Below are 17273 nucleotides of genomic sequence, written 5' to 3'. Positions count from 1 at the left end.
ACCGAACGTTGAAATACGGGTACCGGAACCAACGTGGTATGCATCGTGCAACTAGACGTGACTGGCTAGCAACCGCCGGGGCGACGGCAGTCGCTGGCCTCGCCGGCTGTATGGGGATCGGGGGGTCGAGTCAGCCGGTAGCGGTCGGGTCACTGCTCCCGCTGTCGGGGCCGGGCGCGCTCGGTGACGTCGCCAGCCACCACGAGCGCGCGGTCGCCACAGCGGTCGAGCACGCGAACCGCGCCGGGGGCGTCGGCGGCCGCGAGGTCGTCCACGTCTCGAAGGACACGGCGGCCGACCCGGAGACCGCCGCGGAGGCGTACGACGAGCTCACGGCGGACCACTCGCTGCTGTCCGTGGTCGGTCCGGTCATCAGTGACGTCACGGGGTCGCTCACCGAGCGCGCCGCCGAGGACCGAACGCTACTCGTCAGCCCGTCTAGCACAGCGCCGACGCTGGCGTCCGCGGGCCGCACTGACGACGGGAAGTTCTTCGCGCGGACGTGCCCGAACGACAGTCAGCAGGCCGCCGTCATGGCGAAAATCGTCGACGACGACGTGTACGCGGGCGCAGACACCGTCGCAGTCTGCTACCTCGACAACGCGTTCGGCTCGGCGCTCGCGGAGGGCGTCGAGAACAGCCTCGACGCCGACGTGGTCGCCAGTGTCGCCTACGCTGGCTCCACCGAAACGCCCGAAGGGCCTGTCGACGACGCGCTCGCATCCGACCCGGACGCCATCGCGTTCGTCGGGTCGCCGGGCTCCTCGGAGTCCGTCCTCGAAGAGCTGCTGCGGCGCGAGTACGACGGCGGGGTGGCGCTGAGTTCCGGGCTCGTTCCGTCGAACCCCAAACCGAACTGGTCGGGCGTCTACACGGCGTCGGTCGCCAGTTCGAACACCGTCGGGACGAAGCGGCTGCGGCGCGAACTGAGCGATATCGCGCCACTGCTCGTGTACGCCACGAACGCCTACGACGCCGCGATGCTGCCGCTGCTCGCCGGCGAGTACGCGGGGGACGCGTCGTCGTCGGCCGCCGCTGGCGCGCTGCAGTCCGTCTCGGGCGGCGTCGGGCACTCGGTGACCGTCAACGAGTTCGGTCGCGCCCGCAGTCTCGTGGACGCAGGCCGCGAACTCAACTACAAGGGAGCGGCCGGTAGCATGGACCTCACTGACGACCTCGAACCGGTGACCGGCTACCTCGTCCAGCAGGTCGTGGACAGCGGCATGGAGACACTCGAACTACTGAAGCCGGGGTTCTTCTCCGGGGGTGACGGGTCGTGAGCGACATCGACCGTGGGCTGCTCGACCGCGTGCTGCCCGCCAGACTCCGGGGCAGCTACGCCGCGAAGTTCAACATCTTGTTGCTCGCAGTGGTGGTGGTGGTCGCAGCCGCCGGTGGGTTCATCCACCTCCAGACGCAGGCGTCTGTCAGTGCCGACACCGAAGAGCAGGTGTCTGGCATCGCGGAACAGCAGGCGGCCTCGCTGCACGACTGGGCGACCCAGAAGGAGGCGACCGCGCAGTTCCTCGCGTCGGACTTCGGCGGCGATTCCGTCTGGGCGAGCGATGTCGAGCCGGAGCTGGAACGCCAGCTCGCGACACTCCAAGACAGCGTGCTGGCGATCCACATCGTCTCGACGGGGACGAACAGCGTGGTGGCGAGCACGGACGACGCGCGAACGGGCGAGTCACTGTCCAGCGAGGACGTGCCGTGGTTCGGGACGATTGCCGATGGGACCACGAGCGTCCAGATGTCCGACCCCTACCGCGTCGACGGCGAGCCCGTAGTGGCGGTGACCGCGCCGACTGACAAGACCGGGTGGGTGCTCGCGATGACGGTCTCGCTGGCCGACCGCTCGCAGTCGTTCAACTCCCCGATCGCGACGGGTGACGTGAAGGTCGTCGGCGGCGACGGCACCATCACGTTCGACAACCGGAACCGCGCGCTGCTGGAGCAGTACACCGACAGCGACGGGGAGACGCCGGACGCGGTCGAGACCGCGCGCAGCGGCCAGACGGTCTACGAGGTGAACAGCGAGCGCACCGGCATGGAGGACGGCCGGTACGCGACCGCGTACACGCCGGTCGCGGGGACCGACTGGGTGCTGGCGTACCACGTGCCGCGCGGCGAGGCGTACGCGCTCCAGACGCAGGTGACGGAGTACCTCGCCGGGATGGTCGTCATCGCGCTCGTCGGCCTGCTGCTCGTCGGCCTCACCGTCGGGCGGCGGACGTCCAGTGCCCTCGACGAACTCTCCGGGGTCGCGTCGGCGGTCGCGGAGGGCGACCTCGATACCGACGTGCCGGACACCGACCGGACCGACGAACTCGGCCAGCTCGTCGAGTCCTTCCAGGGGATGCAGGCGTACCTCGGGACGGCAGCGAGCCAGGCCGACGCGCTCGCTGAGCAGGACTTCGACGCGGACGTGCTCGACGAGGACCTCCCCGGGTCGTTCGGGGCGTCGCTCTCACAGATGCACACGCGCCTGGAGGCGCTCATCACGGACCTCGACGAGGCCCGCGAGAACGCCGAGCAGACGCGCGAGGAGGCCGAGGAGGCGCGCCGCGAGTCCGAGCGTCTCACCGAGCGGCTGGAGGCGCGGGCGGCCGAGTACAGCGACGAGATGGCGGCGGCCGCGGCCGGCGACCTGACTCGGCGTCTCGACGAGGACGCCGACAGCGAGCCGATGCGGGACATCGCCGCGGCGTTCAACGACATGATGGACGACGTGGAGGCGACGCTCTCCCAGGTTCGGTCCATCGCGGACGCCGTCGACCGGGCGAGCACCGACGTCTCCACGAGCTCCGCGGAGATGCGGAACGCGAGCGACCAGGTCAGCGAGTCCGTTCAGGACATCTCGGCAGACGCCGACCAGCAGCGCGACCGGCTCGGCACGGTCGGCGACGAGATCACGTCGCTGTCCGCGACCGTCGAGGAGATCGCGGCGAGCGCCGACGACGTCGCCCAGACCGTCGACGAAGCGGCGACCGAGAGCGAGCGCGGCCGGGCGCTCGGCGAGGACGCGGTCGCCGAACTCGAGCGCATCGAGGCGACCGCCGACAGCGCCGTCGAACGGGTCAACGCTCTCGAAGAGGCTGTCGACGCCATCGGCGAGGTGACGGGCGTCATCACGGACATCGCGGAGCAGACGAACATGCTCGCGCTGAACGCGAACATCGAGGCCGCCCGCGCCGACAAGAGCGGTGACGGCTTCGCTGTCGTCGCAGACGAGGTCAAGGACCTCGCCGACGAGACCAAAGAGTCCGCCGCCGAAATCGAGGGACTCGTCGAGGACGTCCAGCGGGACGTCGAGGCGACCGTCGGCGACATGGCGGAACTCGGCGAGCGCGTCGACGCCGGCAGCGAGACCATCGAGGCCGCGCTGTCCGCGCTCGACGACATCGGCGGGCAGGTCGAGGACGCGAACGCGAGCGTGCAGTCCATCAGCGAGGCGACCGACGAGCAGGCCGCCTCCACGGAGGAGGTCGTGTCGATGACCGACGAGGTCGAGGAGCTCAGCGAGCGCACCGCGACGGAGGCTCAGCAGGTGTCGGCGGCCGCCGAGGAGCAGGCCGCCTCGGTCTCCGAGGTCGCCGGCCTCGCGGACGAGCTCGACGACCAGGTGTCGGACCTCAACAGCCTGCTCGCCCAGTTCGAGACCCGGGAGGCGCTCGCCGACAGCGAGCGCGCGGGTGGCGACGACGAGCCAGCCGGCGACGACCCGGCCGACGAGGTGCTGCCGGGTGACGACGACTCCGACTCCGCGGCAGCCGACGGCGGTGAGTCCGCGGGCGACGACGACCCGGACGCGGCGACGGACGGCGGCTTCGACTTCCGCTGACGGCGGGTCGCCGAACTCTTTTCCTCGTGGGCGCGTAGGCCGAGTATGGTCAACGAGGACGTCCGTTCGACGGCCGAGGACATCGCGGAGATGGAGATTCGGGGGGCTGCGACGATCGCCCGGGCCGCCGCCGACGCGCTCGAATCGCAGGCGCGAGCCAGCGACGCGAGCGACCCGGCGGCGTTCCGCGCCGAGATGCGGGAAGCGGCCCGCCACCTCCGCGACACCCGGCCGACGGCCGTGAGCCTCCCGAACTCGCTCCGGTACGTCCTCCGGAATCTGGACGGCGAGACGGTGGCGACGCTCCGGGCGTCGGCCGTCGACGCCGCCGAGTCGTTCCGCGACCAGCTCGACCGCGCGCAGGACGACCTCGGGGAAATCGGCGCGAACCGGCTGCGGGACGGCGACGTGGTGATGACCCACTGCCACTCGACGGACGCGCTGGCCTGTGTCAAGGCCGCAATCGACGACGGCAAGCACATCGAGGCCGTCGTCAAGGAGACCCGGCCGCGCAAGCAGGGCCACATCACGGCCGAACAGCTCCGCGACTGGGACGTGCCGGTGACGATGATCGTGGACAACGCCGGCCGCCGGTACCTCGACGAGGTCGACCACGTCCTCGTCGGTGCGGACTCCATCGCCGCCGACGGCTCCGTCATCAACAAGGTCGGGACGAGCATGCTCGCCGTCTCCGCCCGCGAGCGCGGCGTCCCGGTGATGGTCGCGGCGCAGACGCTGAAGCTCCACCCGGACACGCTCACCGGGCACACGGTCGAAATCGAGATGCGCGACGAGACCGAGGTGCTGTCGGACGACGACCGCGAGCGCCTCGGCAGCCCGGACGTCGAGAACCCCGCGTTCGACGTGACGCCGCCGCGGTACGTCGACGCCATCGTCACCGAGCGCGGCCAGTTCCCGCCCGAGAGCATCGTCACACTGATGCGGGAGCTGTACGGCGACGGCACCACGGAGCCCTGGACCGAGGACTGACCGCAACCGGTACTGGCCGGCGAAGGGCAACACTTTCCTCGCGAGCCCGACGCCACCTCGTATGAACGCTGTCGCGCTCTCCGGCGTGCTCCCGAGCGGGTTCGCGCTCCCGTCGCTGCCCTACCTCGTCGCCGTCGCGGCCGCCACGCTCGCGGTGGTCGCCGGGCTCCGCCGCGACCGGCCCGCCGTCAGCACGCGGGTCGTGCTCGCGCTCGCGCCGTGGATGGTGCTCGGGTCCAGCCTCTACGTCTGCTACCAGCTCGCGCTGTTCCCCGACGCCGTCGCACCGTTCTTCGGCTCCCCAGTCGTCTACGTGACGACGTTCGCGGTGGCGGGCGCGACGTGGCTGGTCGCCCGGCGTGCCGGCCCGTCGGTGCCAGTGGTCCCGGCGCTCGCTGCCGCCGGCTCCCTGCTCGCCGTCCCCACCGTTGGAGCCGCGCTCTACCGGGGCTGGACCGAGCAGACGCTCACGCTCCCGTGGCCGCTCGCGGCCGTCGCCGCCGCCGCCGTCCTCACGGCCGCGACGTGGGCCGTCGTCGCCCGCGTCCGTCCCGACGACGCCGCGACGGTCGGCGCGGCCGGCGTCCTCGCGGTCTTCGGCCACGCCCTCGACGCCACCTCCACCACGGTCGGCATCGACGTACTCGGGTACGGGGAGCAGACGCCGCTGTCGGCCGCCATCATCGAGTTCGCCGCCGACCTCCCGACCGAGCCGCTGCTCGGCACCGGCTGGCTGTTCGTCCTCGTGAAACTCGCGCTCGCGGCCGGCGTCGTCGCCCTGCTCGCCGACTACGTCCGCGAACTCCCCAGCGAGGGCAACCTCCTGCTCGGCGTCGTCGCCGCCGTCGGCCTCGGCCCGGGCGTCCACAACGTCGTGCTGTTCATCGCCGCGAACCCCGCGGGCTTCTAGGTCGAGCCGACCCCGCAGGACTTTAGCCGCGGCGGCCGCTCCGCGGTGGTATGGTCAGAGTCGTCGCCGCCGGCCACGTCAACTGGGACGTCACGCTCCGCGTGGACGACCTCCCCGAGCCGGACGGGGAGGCCGAGATCGTCTCCCAGTTGCGCTCGGGCGGCGGCAGCGCCGCGAACGTCGCCGTCGCGCTCGCGGGCTTCGACGTCGAGACGGGGCTCGTCGGCAGCGTCGGCGACGACGAGCACGGACTGCTCGCACAGCGCGAACTGCAGGACGCCGGCGTCGGCCTCGACGGCCTCCGGGTCGTCGACGGGCTGGAGACGAGCGTGAAGTACCTCGTCGTCGACGGCGACGGCGAAGTCATGGTGCTCGGCAACGACGGCGCGAACGAGGCCGTCGGCCCGGAGGACGTGGACCCGGACGTCGTCGCGGGCTGCGACCACCTCCACCTCACCAGCCAGCGCCCCGCGACCGCCGACCGGCTCGCCGAACTCGCCGACGACGCCGGCGCGACCGTCTCCTTCGACCCGGGACGCCGGCTCGGCGACCGCGACTTCTCCGCGGCCCTCGACCGCACCGACGTGCTGTTCGTCAACGACAACGAGGCCGAGGCCGTCCTCGACGAGGAGGCCGCCTACCCCGGCTCGGACTTCAGCGACCGCGTCGTCGTCGTCAAGCACGGGTCGGAGGGCGCGACCGTCCACACGCCGTCGGCCTCGTACAGCCACCCCGGCTTCGACATCGAGCCGGTGGACACCACGGGTGCCGGTGACGCCTTCGCAGCGGGCTTCGTCGCCGTCCTGCTGTCGGACGACGACCACGAGCGCGCCCTCGAGTTCGCGAACGCCTGCGGCGCGCTCGCCGCCCAGCACGAGGGCGCGCGCACCGCGCCGACGCGGCCCGAGGTCCGGTCGTTCCTCGACGGCCAGTTCTAGACCGGGCACAGACCTTTCGTGGTTCGCCGGGTACGACCGGTATGAGTCTGCTCGCCGCCTACCCCGACCGCGTGCTCGCCCTCGACGACGGGACGCTGTCGACCGACTTCGAGGGCGACCTGCAGTGCATCGACGACGGCCCGCACGGCGTCTTCGTCGGCGCGAGCGACGGCGTCTATCACCGTCTCGGGGCCGGCGACTGGGAGCGCGTCGCGGCCGTCGGCGACGTGACGAGCGTGACCGTCGCCGAGTCCGGCGTCTGGGCGGGAACGGAACCGAGCGCCGTCTACCACGCGCCCGAGGGCGCGTCCTTCGAGCAGTGCGCACTCCTGACCGACCTGCCGTCGAGCGACGACTGGGCGTTCCCGCCGCGGCCGTCGACGCACCACGTGCGCTGGCTGGAGTGGACCCCGGACCGGCTCTACGCCGCCGTGGAGGCGGGTGCGCTCCTCCGCAGCGGGGACGGCGGCGACTCGTGGCGCGACCGCGTGCCGACCGGCCCGATGGACACGCACTCGATGGCGACCCACTCCGAGCGCCCGGACCTCGCGTACGCGGCCGCCGGCGACGGCTTCTACGTCACCGAGGACGGCGGCGACAGCTGGCAGACCGCCGAGGACGGCCTCGACCGGACGTACTGCTGGAGCGTCGTCTGCGACCCGACCGACCCCGGCGCGCTGCTCGTCTCCGCGGCCCACGGCGCGCGGAGCGCACACACCTTCGAGACCGCCGACAGCGCCGTGTTCCGCCGCGATTCGGACGACGACGCGTGGGCGCGCTGTGGAGGCTTGCCGAGCGCCGAAGGACTGCTCCGGGCCGAACTCGCGACCACGGGCGAGTCGGGGGAGGCCGTCGCCGCCACGAACCACGGCGTCTACCGGACCGAGGACTGGGGCGAGTCGTGGACGTGTCTGACCGACGGCTGGCCGCCCGCACTGGAGGACGCGACGCCGCGCGGCGTGGTTGTGGGCTGAGCGCGACGGCGTTCGGAGCCGTCGTGTCTCGCTGAGCCCGGCGGTGCTCGTGTCGGCGGCCGCGTATCCACGTCTTTTTCTCCGCGACCGCCGAACCCCGTCGCATGGCAAAGCAGCCGCACCTGCTCGTCGACGAGGGAGACGTCCACGACATCGCACTCATTCCCGGCGACCCGGGTCGCGTCGACCGCATCGCCGGCCACTGCGACGACAGCGAGGTCGTCGCCGAGAACCGCGAGTACAAGGTCGTCAACGCCACCTACGACGGCGTCGACCTCACGATTAGCTCCACCGGCATCGGCGGCCCGAGCGCCGCCATCGCCGTCGAAGAACTCGCGAAGGTCGGCGTGGAGACGTTCATCCGCGTCGGCACCATCGGCGGCCTCCAGACAGACGTCGAGGTCGGGGACATGATTGTCGCGACCGGTGCCGCGAAAGAGGAAGGCACGAGCAAGCGCTACGAGTCCGTCGAGTACCCCGCCGTCCCGGACTACGACGTACTCGCGACGCTCGTCGACGCCGCCGAGAGCAACGACGAAGAGGTCCACGTCGGCCCCATCGTGAGCGACGACGCGTTCTACAACGAGGGCGACGAGTACATCGGTGACTGGGAGGACGCCGGCCTGCTCGGCATCGAGATGGAGGCCGCAACCGTGTTCTCGCTGGCGCGCCGCCGCGGCCTCGCCGCGGGCGCTATCTGTACCGCCGACGGCAACCTCGTCGCCGGCAACCAGAAGGGAGCCGACAGCGACGACGAACTCCCGGAGAAGGCGAAGAACAACGTCGCGCGCGCTATCGACATCGCGCTCGACTCGGTCGCCGAACTGAAACGCGCCTGAGTCGGCGTGGACAGCCCGTCCACTGGCGGTCGGGCGCGGGCGTGTCCGCCGCGGTCTGCAGTGGGCTGAAGGCGGGTTCCGTTCGGGAAGCGACGAACGATGCCGAAACACCCATAGGGAGCGACCGCCGATTCGCTGGACGTGTTCTCCGAGCTCCGACGACGGCTCGCGGCCGCACGGCGGCGCGCCGTTCGCGTCGAGCGGCGCGAACTCCGCCAGCTCCGGCGGTGGCTGGAGACGACGTCGAACCTCCTGCACGTCTCCGTGCTGCTGTTCGTGCCGCTGCTCGTCGGCCTCGTGACGCTGCTGTCGAACACCGTCGACGCCGTCTCGTTCCTCCTCTTCCCGCCGCTGGCGTCGGGCGCGTACACGCTGTTCTCGGACCCGGAGGGCCGGTACTCGGACCCCTGGCGGTTCGTCGGCGGGCTGACGGTCGGCGCGCTCTGCGGGTGGGCGGCCGTCGAAGTGACTGCGACGTATCTCTACGGCATCCCGACGGCCGATCTCGGCGCGGACGCGGGCGCGGCGGCCCTCGGCATCCTCCTGACGGGCGCGGTGACGTGGGCGCTCGACCTCGAACTCCCGACGGCGTACTCGACGGCGCTGCTCGTGCTCATCACGGGCAGCGCCCAGTTCGCGTACGTCGCCGGAGTCGCGCTGTCCTCCTCGCTGGTCGCTGTCGTGTTCTCCGCCTGGCGCTCCGAGGTCTACCAGGAGCGCGCCCGCTACCTCTACCACACGACGGAGGTCGACGACCACGTCATCGTGCCGATGCGCGGCGAACACGCGGCGAAGACCGCGATGCTGGGCGCGCGTATCGCCGCCGCCCACGACGCCGGGAAGGTGGTGTTGCTCCACGTCGTCGACGACGAGGAGGTCGCGGCCGCCGAGCGCAACGTCGACGAGGACGGCGACAGCCCCGACTACGTCGAGGGTGCCGCGTCCGTCGCCGAAGCAGAGGCCGCGGACGCCGCGTCGCGTCGCCTCGAAGCGCAGGCCGCGAACATCGAGACGAAGGTCGGCGTCCCCTGCGACGTCGTGGTGGCGGTCGCCGACGACAACCACGCGAAGACCGTGGTGTCGACGGCCGGCGAGGTGAACTGCGACCTCGTCGTGACGCCGTTCGAGCACGCCGACGACGGCGGCCCGGCGGCGTTCGTCCGGACGCTGCTCGGCAGCGACCTCGACGTGGTCGCGCTGCAGGCGGCCTCCGACCGCACGCGCTGGAAGCGCATCATGGTCCCAGTGCGGGGCGCGTCAGACGTGGCGCACGCGATGCTGGACTACGCCGGCCGGCTCGCCGGCCGCAACGGGTCCGTGAGCGTCTGTTCGTGCATCGACGTGGAGCGCGAGCGGCGGCGGACGGAGTCGATGCTCGCGAACCTCACGGAGACCGTCGAGGCGCGGTGCGAGACGCGCGTCTCGCGGTCGACCGTCGAGGAGTTCGTCCAGCGCAACGACACCCACTACGACCTCGTGTTCCTCGGGGCGAGCACGGACCGGTCGGCCGCCTCGAAGTTCGTCTCCCGGCCGACCTACGAGCGCCTGCAGAACATCGAGACGGACGTCGCACTCGTCCACACCGGGTGAAGCGGTAGCCGCGCAGTCACAGCGGCGAGTCAGTCTGCGGAGCAACGACGTACCCGGCCGCGACCAGGAGCGTGCCGACCGCGAACGCGACGACTGCCGACTCGCGGTGGTCGTACCCGGGGACGGCGGCCAACTGGGCAGCGCCGGCCGCGAGCAAGACAGAACCGAGTATGGTTCTCGGGGTCACACTCGGACGCACCGGACGCTGGAGCAAGAAGCTGTCGGCGGTGGTCGCGAGGTGGTCAGGCGAGGTCGTCGAGGACGTCCTCGGCCTCCTGTTCGGCACTCCGGTCGCCGAGCGCGGAGCGCGCGAGCAGTCGACCGCCGATGACCGCGGGACTGATAACGGTGTCCGCGCCCGCGCGCCGGAGTTTCGCCTCGTTCTCCTGTTCGGTGGCGGCGGCGACGACGCGGACGTCCGGGTGGTTCTCGCGGACCGTCAACACGACCAGGGCGTCCTCGCCGTCGTCGCTGGTCGCCGTCACGACGGCGCGGGCGCGGTCGACGCGAGCCCGAATCAGAGCCTCGTCGTCGGCCGGGTCGGCAGCGAGCACGTCCACGCCGCGCTCGCGGAGTTCCGAAGCACTCTGTTCGTCGGTGGTGAGCACGACGAACCGCCGGCCGCTCGTCGCGAGTTCGGTCAGAATCGGTTCCGTCAGGTCGCCGTAGCCCGCGACGACCACGTGGCCGTCGAGGGACTCGAGGTCGCTCTGTGTCATGCGTCCGAGTGCGCTCGCGAACCGGGCTTCGAGGGCGGGGCCGAGCAGCGCGCCGAGTGCGATGGCGAAACTCGCTGTGCCGAGGACGACCACGGACAGCGAGAACAGCCGGGCTTCCTGCGTGGTCGGCGTGAGGTCGCCGTAGCCGACGGTGCTGGACGTGACCAGCGTGTAGTAGAAGGCGTCGAGCATCGTCGAGACGCCAGTGAAGCCGCGGTCGCCGCGCAGCGCGTACGTGCCGATGGTGCCGTAGGCCTGCACGCCGGCGAGCGCGCCGCCCGCGGCGAGCTGGCTCGTCGACAGCGAAATCGGCTCGTCGAATCGGCTGCGGGCGACGGCAAGCACGGGAATCGCGACGACGGAGAGCGCGACCAGCGGTACGGAGTACGGCGTCGCCTGCACGAGGCCCTGGACGGCGGTCACGGGCAGCAGGACGAGCGTGGAGTACCACGCGACCCGCAGCCCGCGGCGCAGCCCGAACGCGCTCATCACCATCAGGAACCCCGTCAGCGAGCCGGTGAACCCCGCCGTCTGGCTGACCGGGACCGGAACGTAGCGCGCGACCGGCCCGAAGCTCGCGGCGGGGTCGACGATGCCGAGGATGCCCGTGGCGACGGACAGCGCCGCGACTGCGAGCGTCAACGCCACCGCTACGCGGCCGGTCACTCGCTCGACGCCCGGCAGGTCCATACCCCTACGCCGGGGGCGGTGCGGCTTAAGACCGGCGGCGTCCGGCCGTCGCCCGCGTCGGTAGGGTTTTGACGACAGCGCGACTGGCCGGGTGTATGACTGCGCTCCCCGTGCAGGTGTTGCACGGCATCTATCTCGGGCTGCTGGCTGGCGTCGTGCCGGCGGTGGTCGCGTTCGGCCTCGGGTTCCTGTTCCGGTACGTCGTCGGGCTGACGGTGCCCGCGTTCGGTGTCGTCGTGCTCGGCGTCGCGCTCGCCGGCGTCAACGGCGGGCTGCTGGCGTTCGCGGACCCCTCTATCACGGGCGCTGCGAACGCCGCGACGCTCGTGGTCGCCTTGCTGGTGGTGACGATGCTGACGCTGTACACGCACGCCGTCGGCGACCGGCTGGGTGCAGACCTGCCGCGCCGCATCACGCTCCGGGGGCTGCGGGACCGCACGCTGCACGCCGACGTGGTCGACCTCGTCGGCGGCCGCAGCGAGGTCACCGTCCGGGTCGTCGGGAGCGTCCGCGACGTGGAGGGGTATCCGCCGCTGCCGGAGCCGCTGCGCGCCGAGCTTCGCGCAGTGGCGTGGCAGTTCCCGGGCGACCTCCGGCTCTCCGAACTGGAGGAACGGGTGACCGACCGGCTGCGATCGGAGTTCGACCTGCAGGAGGTGTCGGTGTCGGTCGACGAGCGCGGCCGCGCGAACCTCGCCGCGGCACCGCCTGCGGCCGGCGTCTCGAAGCGCACGCCGACGGGGAGGCGGGCGGTGTCGGTGGAGACGCTGGTGCCGACGGGGATGGCCCGCGGCGACGAGGTGGCGGTGCTGCTGGACGACGGCCGCGTCGAGGGGACGGTCGTGTCCGCACGCTCGGACGGTGGAACGCCGCCGCAGGCCGCGTCGGCCGACCCCGAATCGGCCGCGGAGGACGCCCACGAGGACGACACGCCGGTCGCGCCGTCGGCCCCCACGACGACCGGCGGCGAGGGCCGCGTGACGGTGGCCGTGAGCCGATCCGACGCCGACCGGCTGCTCGACACCGACCGCGCGCCGGTCGTCGTCGAGGCCCGGGGGACGGGCCGCGAGTACGAGCTGCTGGGCGTGCTGCGGCGGGCCGGACAGCGCGTCCGGCGGCTCGCGCTCGGCGAGAACGACCCGCTCGGAGTGGCGGCCTCCCCGGGCGGCGTCCGCGAAGAGTACGGCGTCGCGGTGCTGGCAGTCCGCGACGGCGGGAGCTGGCGAATCGCACCCGAGGACGACCGGGCGCTCGCGGCCGGCGACGAGCTGTTCGTCGCCGGGTCGCGGGCCGACATCGACCGGTTCGCGGAGGTGGTGGCGTGACGACCCCCGCGACGGTCGTGGACGGCCTGCCGACGCAGTCCGCCGTCGAGGTCGCCGCCGTCGTCATCGTGGCGACGGGCGTCGTCGCCGTGCTCGCGGCGGTGTTCCGGTGGTACTTCCGCCAGCAGATTCCGTTCGGCGTGGCGCTGCTGGTCGACGCCACGGTCGTGACGCTGTACCTCAACACCCGGGTGGCGCTCGGGCAGGCAATCAGTGGCAGCACGGGCCCGCTGGAGCCGCTCGTGGTCGCGTTCAACCTCGCGGCGTTCGCGGTCGCGGGCGCGCTCGTGGTGCCGGGCATCCGGGCCGGCGACCGCCTCGGCGTGCTGGTGCTGGGCGCGACCGACACCCGCGAACTGGCGGCCGACGTGGGCGGCTTCGTGCAGAGCGTGGGGCGAGCCATCGCCGTCGACCTCCCCGAGGACATCGCGGACATCGAGGGCTACGACCCGGTGTCCGGGGACGTGAAGTCCGAGCTCGCGGGGAAGACGCTCGTGTTCCCGCGCCGGCTCACCGTCGAACAGCTCCGGGAGCGCGTGACCGCCCGGCTGAAAGACGACTACGACGTCGGCTACGTGGACGTGGAACTCGACGAGGACGGCACGGTGTCGTACCTCGCGCTCGGCCGCCGGGTCGCCGGCATCGGGCCGACGCTCCCACCGGGGACGGCCGCGGTCGCGGCCCACGCCGACCCGCCGTACGCCGCCAGTTCAGGCGACCTCGTGCAGGTGTGGTCGGTCGCGGACAGCGCTCGCGAACGGGTCGCCACCGCCGAGATTCGGGGCGTCCACGGCGACGCGGTGACGCTGGCCGTGGACGACGCCGACGCACAGCGGGTCGCCGGCGGCGACTTCCGGCTGGCGACGCTGCCCCGAGAACCCGGCGCGGACCACCAGTTCGCGGCGCTGCTCCGGGGTGCCGACGAGACGATGACGGTCGTGTCGGTGGCCGCGGGCAGCGACCTCGACGGTGCGACCGTCCGCGACGCGGCGGGCGTGGTGGTCGCGGTGCGGTCGAGCGGGAGCGTCGACTCGATACCGGACCGCTCGCGGACGCTCGCGGCGGGCGACACCGTGTACGCGGTCGTGCGGCCCGACGCCGCCCGTCGGCTGGAGACCGCGACGGCCGCACCGGACGCGCCGGACGCGACCGACGCCCCGTAGCACCTATGTCCGGCGACCGACGAGGGGACGGCATGGAGTGGCAGTTGTTCGCAGACCTCTCGGACGTAGCGGGCGACGACCGGGTCGCGGTCGAGGTGCCCGAGGGCGGCACCGTCGGGGACGCGCTGGACGCGCTGCTCGACGCGCGCCCGGCGCTCGGCGACCGCGTGCTCGCCGCCGACGGCAGCCTGCACAGCCACGTGAACGTCCTCGTGAACGGCGAGAACGTCAGGACGGAAGGCGAAGGGATGGACACGCCGGTCGAACCGGGAGACGAACTGGCGATGTTCCCGCCGGTCAGCGGCGGCTGATGCGCGAACTCGCACACCGGGGGTTCGCCGGCGTCGCCCCCGAGAACACGCTCGCAGCCGTCGAGGCCGCGGTCGGCGGGAGCGCGGACGGAGTGGAAGTGGACGTCCAGCCGGCCAGCGACGGCACGCCGGTCGTCTTCCACGACCACCGGCTAGACGACAGCAGCGACTCCCGTGGCATCACGGACGGCGCGGGGTTCGTCTGGGACGCGAGCCCCGACGCGCTCCGCGAGGCCGACGTGTTGGGCTCGGGCGAGGGCGTCCCGACGCTCGACGCCGTGGCAGAGACTGTTCCGGCCGATACGGTCCTCCACGTCGAACTCAAAACGCCCGGTGTCGAGGCGACCATCGGTCGGTCCGGCCCCGACGAGTCGCGCTGGCGGCCGTTCGTCGAGCGCGTCGCGAGTGTCCTCGACGCCGCCGACGCGCCGGTCGTGTTCTCGTCTTTTTTCGACGGCGCGCTCGCCGCCGCGCGCGAGGCCGCACCGGGGATTCCGCGCGCGGCGCTCTGCCTCGACGCCGACCGCGGTCTCGACCGGGCGCGCGAGTTCGACTGCGAAGCACTCCACCCGCCGGTCGACGCCGTGGACGCGGCGCTCGTGGAACGCGCACACGGTCGAGGCTGGGCGGTGAACGCCTGGACGGTCGAGACGTGGCGGGAGGCTCTGGTCTGCCGCGACGCGGGCGTCGACGGCGTCATCACGGACTACCCGGGCGTCACCGACTTCGCGGACGGCGAGAAATCGCGGTGATTACGCGCGGTAGTCGGCGGTGAGGTCGGCGGCCATCACGAAGTCCGGTTCGTCGCCGATTTCGGTTCGAGTGACGGCCACGTCGCTGACCATCGCGACGTCCTCGGGAAGCAGGACGCGCGTGCGGTCGGCGTCGACGCTCGCGGCGTCCCGCGCGACCGCAGCGAGGAGGTCCTCGGCGGCGTCCCGGTCCGTCCAGCCGGCGACGCCGTACTCGGCCCACGTCTGCGCGACGCCGTCGTCGTCCTCGCGCTCGTAGGTCCGCGTGCGGAACGTGAACCCCTCGGTTCCGGTCGATTCGTCCTGGACGACGAGCAGGCCGTCGCGCTCGTCGCGGGCCGCGGCCAGCCGGTCGCGGGTGAGTTCGGCGAGCGCCCACGACTCCTCGGTGTGCAGCGCCAGCCCGCGGAGCGCGTCGCGCGCGTCGCTGTCCTGCCAGAACCGCCAGGCGGCGTTCACGTCGTCCGTGACCTCGCGGCTCGGCGACGCGGACGCGTCGGGCGTCGGGTGGACCCACCGGAACTCCGACGCGGGCGCGAAGCCGGCGGCCCGCGAGTGCCCGAGCCCCATGACGTTCCACGAGAACACCATGTTGCGGGCGACCGTCGCGCCGTGTTCGCGCGCCCAGTCGAAGCCCGCGTGGACGAGTTCGAGGCCGACGCCGGACCCCCGGTAGTCGGGGTTCGCGCGCATCCCCTGCGCCCACGCCTCGTGCTCGGAGAGCCGGACGAACTGGACGAGGCCCGCGATGTCGTCGCCGGTGTCCGCGACGAACGTGCGCTGGTACTCGTCGTCGCTCTCCACCCAGTCCTCGAAGATGGTCGGGATGTAGTCGCCGTCCTCCCGGCGGTCCGACCACGTGTCGCTCGTGAACGCCACCACGTCCTCGTAGTCGTCCAGTTCGGCCTGCCGGATGGTGAGTTCGACGCTCATGTCCACGGACGGGACTGCTCGGTCAGTTCGCCCGCGAGCGGCTCCTGCATGGCCGCCTCGGGGTCGTCGCTGTTCGCGAGCGCCCACATCAGTTTGACTTTCGCCGTCCCCGGCAGGGTGTCACCGGCCTCCACGACGCCGGCGTCGAGCAGGTCTCGGCCGGTGTCGTAGACGCGGTCGCAGACGCGGCCCTCGATGCACTGGCTCGTCATCACGACCGTCGTCCCGTCGTCGACGAGGTCCGCAACGGTCTCCACGAAGTCCGTGTGGACGTGGCCGAGCCCGGTGCCCTCGACGACGACGCCGTCCTTGCCCTCGCAGGCCGCGAAGAACGCCTCGTCCATGCCGGGCGTGAACTTCACCAGTTCCACGTCCGGGTCGAGGCCGGCGTCGATAGCGAGGTCGGCCGCGCCGCGCTCGGCGTGCGCTTTCGTGAACTCGACGCCGCGGGGGTCGCCGGTGGCGTCCTCGCTGGCCTCGTCGTAGTTGACGTAGCCCAGCGGCTCGGCACCCACGGTCTCGAAGGCGTCACGCCGGCTCGTGTGGTTCTTCCGCACTCGGGTGCCGCGGTGGAGCGCACACCGGTCGTCGCTCTCGGCGGCGTGCATGCAGACCATGACCTCGGCGGCGTCGGACTTGGCGGCCTCAACCGCGCTCACGGCGTTCATCACGTTGTCCGAGGACGGTCGGTCGGCCGAGCGCTGGCTGCCCGTGAACACGACCGGGACGGGCGTGTCGAGCATGAACGAGAGCGCGCTCGCGGAGAACTGCATCGTGTCCGTGCCGTGCATCACGACGACGCCGTCCGCGCCCGCCTCGATTTCCTCGTGGACGGCCTCGGCGAGGTCCCGCCAGATGGACGGCTCCATGTTCTCCGAGAGGATGTTCGCGACGACGCGACCCCGGTAGTTCGCGCGGCCCGCGAGGTCCGGCACCGCGCGCAGCACGTCCTCGGCGTCGAACTGGGCGGTGACCGCGCCCGTCCGGTAGTCGACGGTCGACGCGATGGTGCCGCCGGTCGAGATGAGCGCGATAGTCGGCAGGTCGTCGTCGAACTCGACGGCCGAACTCGCGTCCTCGTCGCCGTCGTCGTCGAAGACGCCTGCCTCGAGGACCTCCACGTCGGCCGCGTCGGCGTCGACGCCCACGTTGTACCCCGAGTCGAGTTTCACGACCAAGTGGTCGGGCGACGTCGACGGCAACAACACGCCCTCGTGGGTCAGGCCGTCGCGCTCGACGCGCACGCGGTCCCCAGCGTCTGCTGTCATACGCCGACGTACCGGACCGCCGGAGGAAAA

At 72.1% G+C, this 17273-nt stretch carries 16 protein-coding genes; 12 read left to right on the top strand and 4 right to left on the bottom strand.

The features are described from left to right. Positions 1 to 38 precede the first annotated feature (38 nt). The 8 genes from BMW35_RS12775 to BMW35_RS12740 all read left to right on the top strand — a co-directional run bounded on the left by BMW35_RS12775 (position 39) and on the right by BMW35_RS12740 (position 10082). Complete coding sequence (locus BMW35_RS12775; RefSeq protein ID WP_089669925.1) at positions 39 to 1280, top strand: ABC transporter substrate-binding protein; 1242 nt, start codon at positions 39 to 41, stop codon at positions 1278 to 1280. Next, positions 1277 to 3841 (top strand): methyl-accepting chemotaxis protein, encoded by a 2565-nt coding sequence (locus BMW35_RS12770; protein ID WP_281242495.1) that lies wholly within the window; start codon positions 1277 to 1279, stop codon positions 3839 to 3841. The genes BMW35_RS12775 and BMW35_RS12770 overlap by 4 nt, the downstream gene beginning before the upstream one ends. A 45-nt stretch (positions 3842 to 3886) precedes the next feature. After that, positions 3887 to 4831 (top strand): ribose 1,5-bisphosphate isomerase, encoded by a 945-nt coding sequence (locus BMW35_RS12765; protein WP_089669924.1) that lies wholly within the window; start codon positions 3887 to 3889, stop codon positions 4829 to 4831. 61 nt (positions 4832 to 4892) lie between these two features. Next, complete coding sequence (locus BMW35_RS12760) at positions 4893 to 5741, top strand: DUF63 family protein (protein ID WP_089669923.1); 849 nt, start codon at positions 4893 to 4895, stop codon at positions 5739 to 5741. A gap of 50 nt (positions 5742 to 5791) precedes the next feature. Continuing rightward, positions 5792 to 6679: an ATP-dependent ribose-1-phosphate kinase gene (locus BMW35_RS12755; protein WP_089669922.1), complete on the top strand. Its 888-nt coding sequence runs from the start codon at positions 5792 to 5794 to the stop codon at positions 6677 to 6679. A 41-nt stretch (positions 6680 to 6720) separates the two neighbouring features. Next, complete coding sequence (locus BMW35_RS12750; protein ID WP_089669921.1) at positions 6721 to 7653, top strand: WD40/YVTN/BNR-like repeat-containing protein; 933 nt, start codon at positions 6721 to 6723, stop codon at positions 7651 to 7653. Positions 7654 to 7757: 104 nt separating this feature from the next. Beyond that, positions 7758 to 8492, top strand: coding sequence for a nucleoside phosphorylase (locus BMW35_RS12745; RefSeq protein ID WP_089669920.1), 735 nt, complete (start codon positions 7758 to 7760; stop codon positions 8490 to 8492). Positions 8493 to 8633: 141 nt separating this feature from the next. Next, positions 8634 to 10082, top strand: coding sequence for an HPP family protein (locus BMW35_RS12740; protein ID WP_089669919.1), 1449 nt, complete (start codon positions 8634 to 8636; stop codon positions 10080 to 10082). Positions 10083 to 10098: 16 nt separating this feature from the next. On the opposite strand, the gene BMW35_RS15700 is transcribed toward BMW35_RS12740, so the two are convergent. Further along, entirely contained in the window at positions 10099 to 10269 is a 171-nt protein-coding gene (locus BMW35_RS15700) for a hypothetical protein (protein WP_177170841.1), read from the bottom strand. Between the two features lie 55 nt (positions 10270 to 10324). After that, positions 10325 to 11491 (bottom strand): NAD-binding protein, encoded by a 1167-nt coding sequence (locus BMW35_RS12735; RefSeq protein ID WP_089669918.1) that lies wholly within the window; start codon positions 11489 to 11491, stop codon positions 10325 to 10327. Positions 11492 to 11586: 95 nt separating this feature from the next. Between BMW35_RS12735 and BMW35_RS12730 the strand changes: the two genes are divergently transcribed. The 4 genes from BMW35_RS12730 to BMW35_RS12715 are packed head-to-tail and all read left to right on the top strand — an operon-like array spanning position 11587 to position 15042. Then, on the top strand, positions 11587 to 12816 hold the full coding sequence (locus BMW35_RS12730; protein ID WP_089669917.1) for a TrkA C-terminal domain-containing protein: 1230 nt from the start codon (positions 11587 to 11589) through the stop codon (positions 12814 to 12816). Next, positions 12813 to 13979 carry a DUF8167 domain-containing protein gene (locus BMW35_RS12725; RefSeq protein WP_089669916.1) on the top strand — a complete coding sequence of 389 codons (1167 nt, stop codon included), beginning with the start codon at positions 12813 to 12815 and terminating at the stop codon, positions 13977 to 13979. Before BMW35_RS12730 ends, BMW35_RS12725 begins: the two co-directional genes overlap by 4 nt. Before the next feature lie 32 nt (positions 13980 to 14011). Beyond that, entirely contained in the window at positions 14012 to 14290 is a 279-nt protein-coding gene (locus BMW35_RS12720; protein WP_089669915.1) for a ubiquitin-like small modifier protein 1, read from the top strand. Next, on the top strand, positions 14290 to 15042 hold the full coding sequence (locus BMW35_RS12715) for a glycerophosphodiester phosphodiesterase (RefSeq protein WP_089669914.1): 753 nt from the start codon (positions 14290 to 14292) through the stop codon (positions 15040 to 15042). The genes BMW35_RS12720 and BMW35_RS12715 overlap by 1 nt, the downstream gene beginning before the upstream one ends. On the opposite strand, the gene BMW35_RS12710 is transcribed toward BMW35_RS12715, so the two are convergent. Then, complete coding sequence (locus tag BMW35_RS12710; RefSeq protein WP_089669913.1) at positions 15043 to 15975, bottom strand: GNAT family N-acetyltransferase; 933 nt, start codon at positions 15973 to 15975, stop codon at positions 15043 to 15045. After that, entirely contained in the window at positions 15972 to 17243 is a 1272-nt protein-coding gene (gatD, locus tag BMW35_RS12705) for a Glu-tRNA(Gln) amidotransferase subunit GatD (RefSeq protein WP_089669912.1), read from the bottom strand. The genes BMW35_RS12710 and gatD overlap by 4 nt, the downstream gene beginning before the upstream one ends. Positions 17244 to 17273: the final 30 nt, after the last annotated feature.

Source organism: Halobacterium jilantaiense, assembly GCF_900110535.1.
In the GTDB taxonomy this organism is placed as follows: Archaea; Halobacteriota; Halobacteria; order Halobacteriales; family Halobacteriaceae; genus Halobacterium; species Halobacterium jilantaiense.
This window is presented reverse-complemented; position numbering and strand designations above follow the sequence as displayed.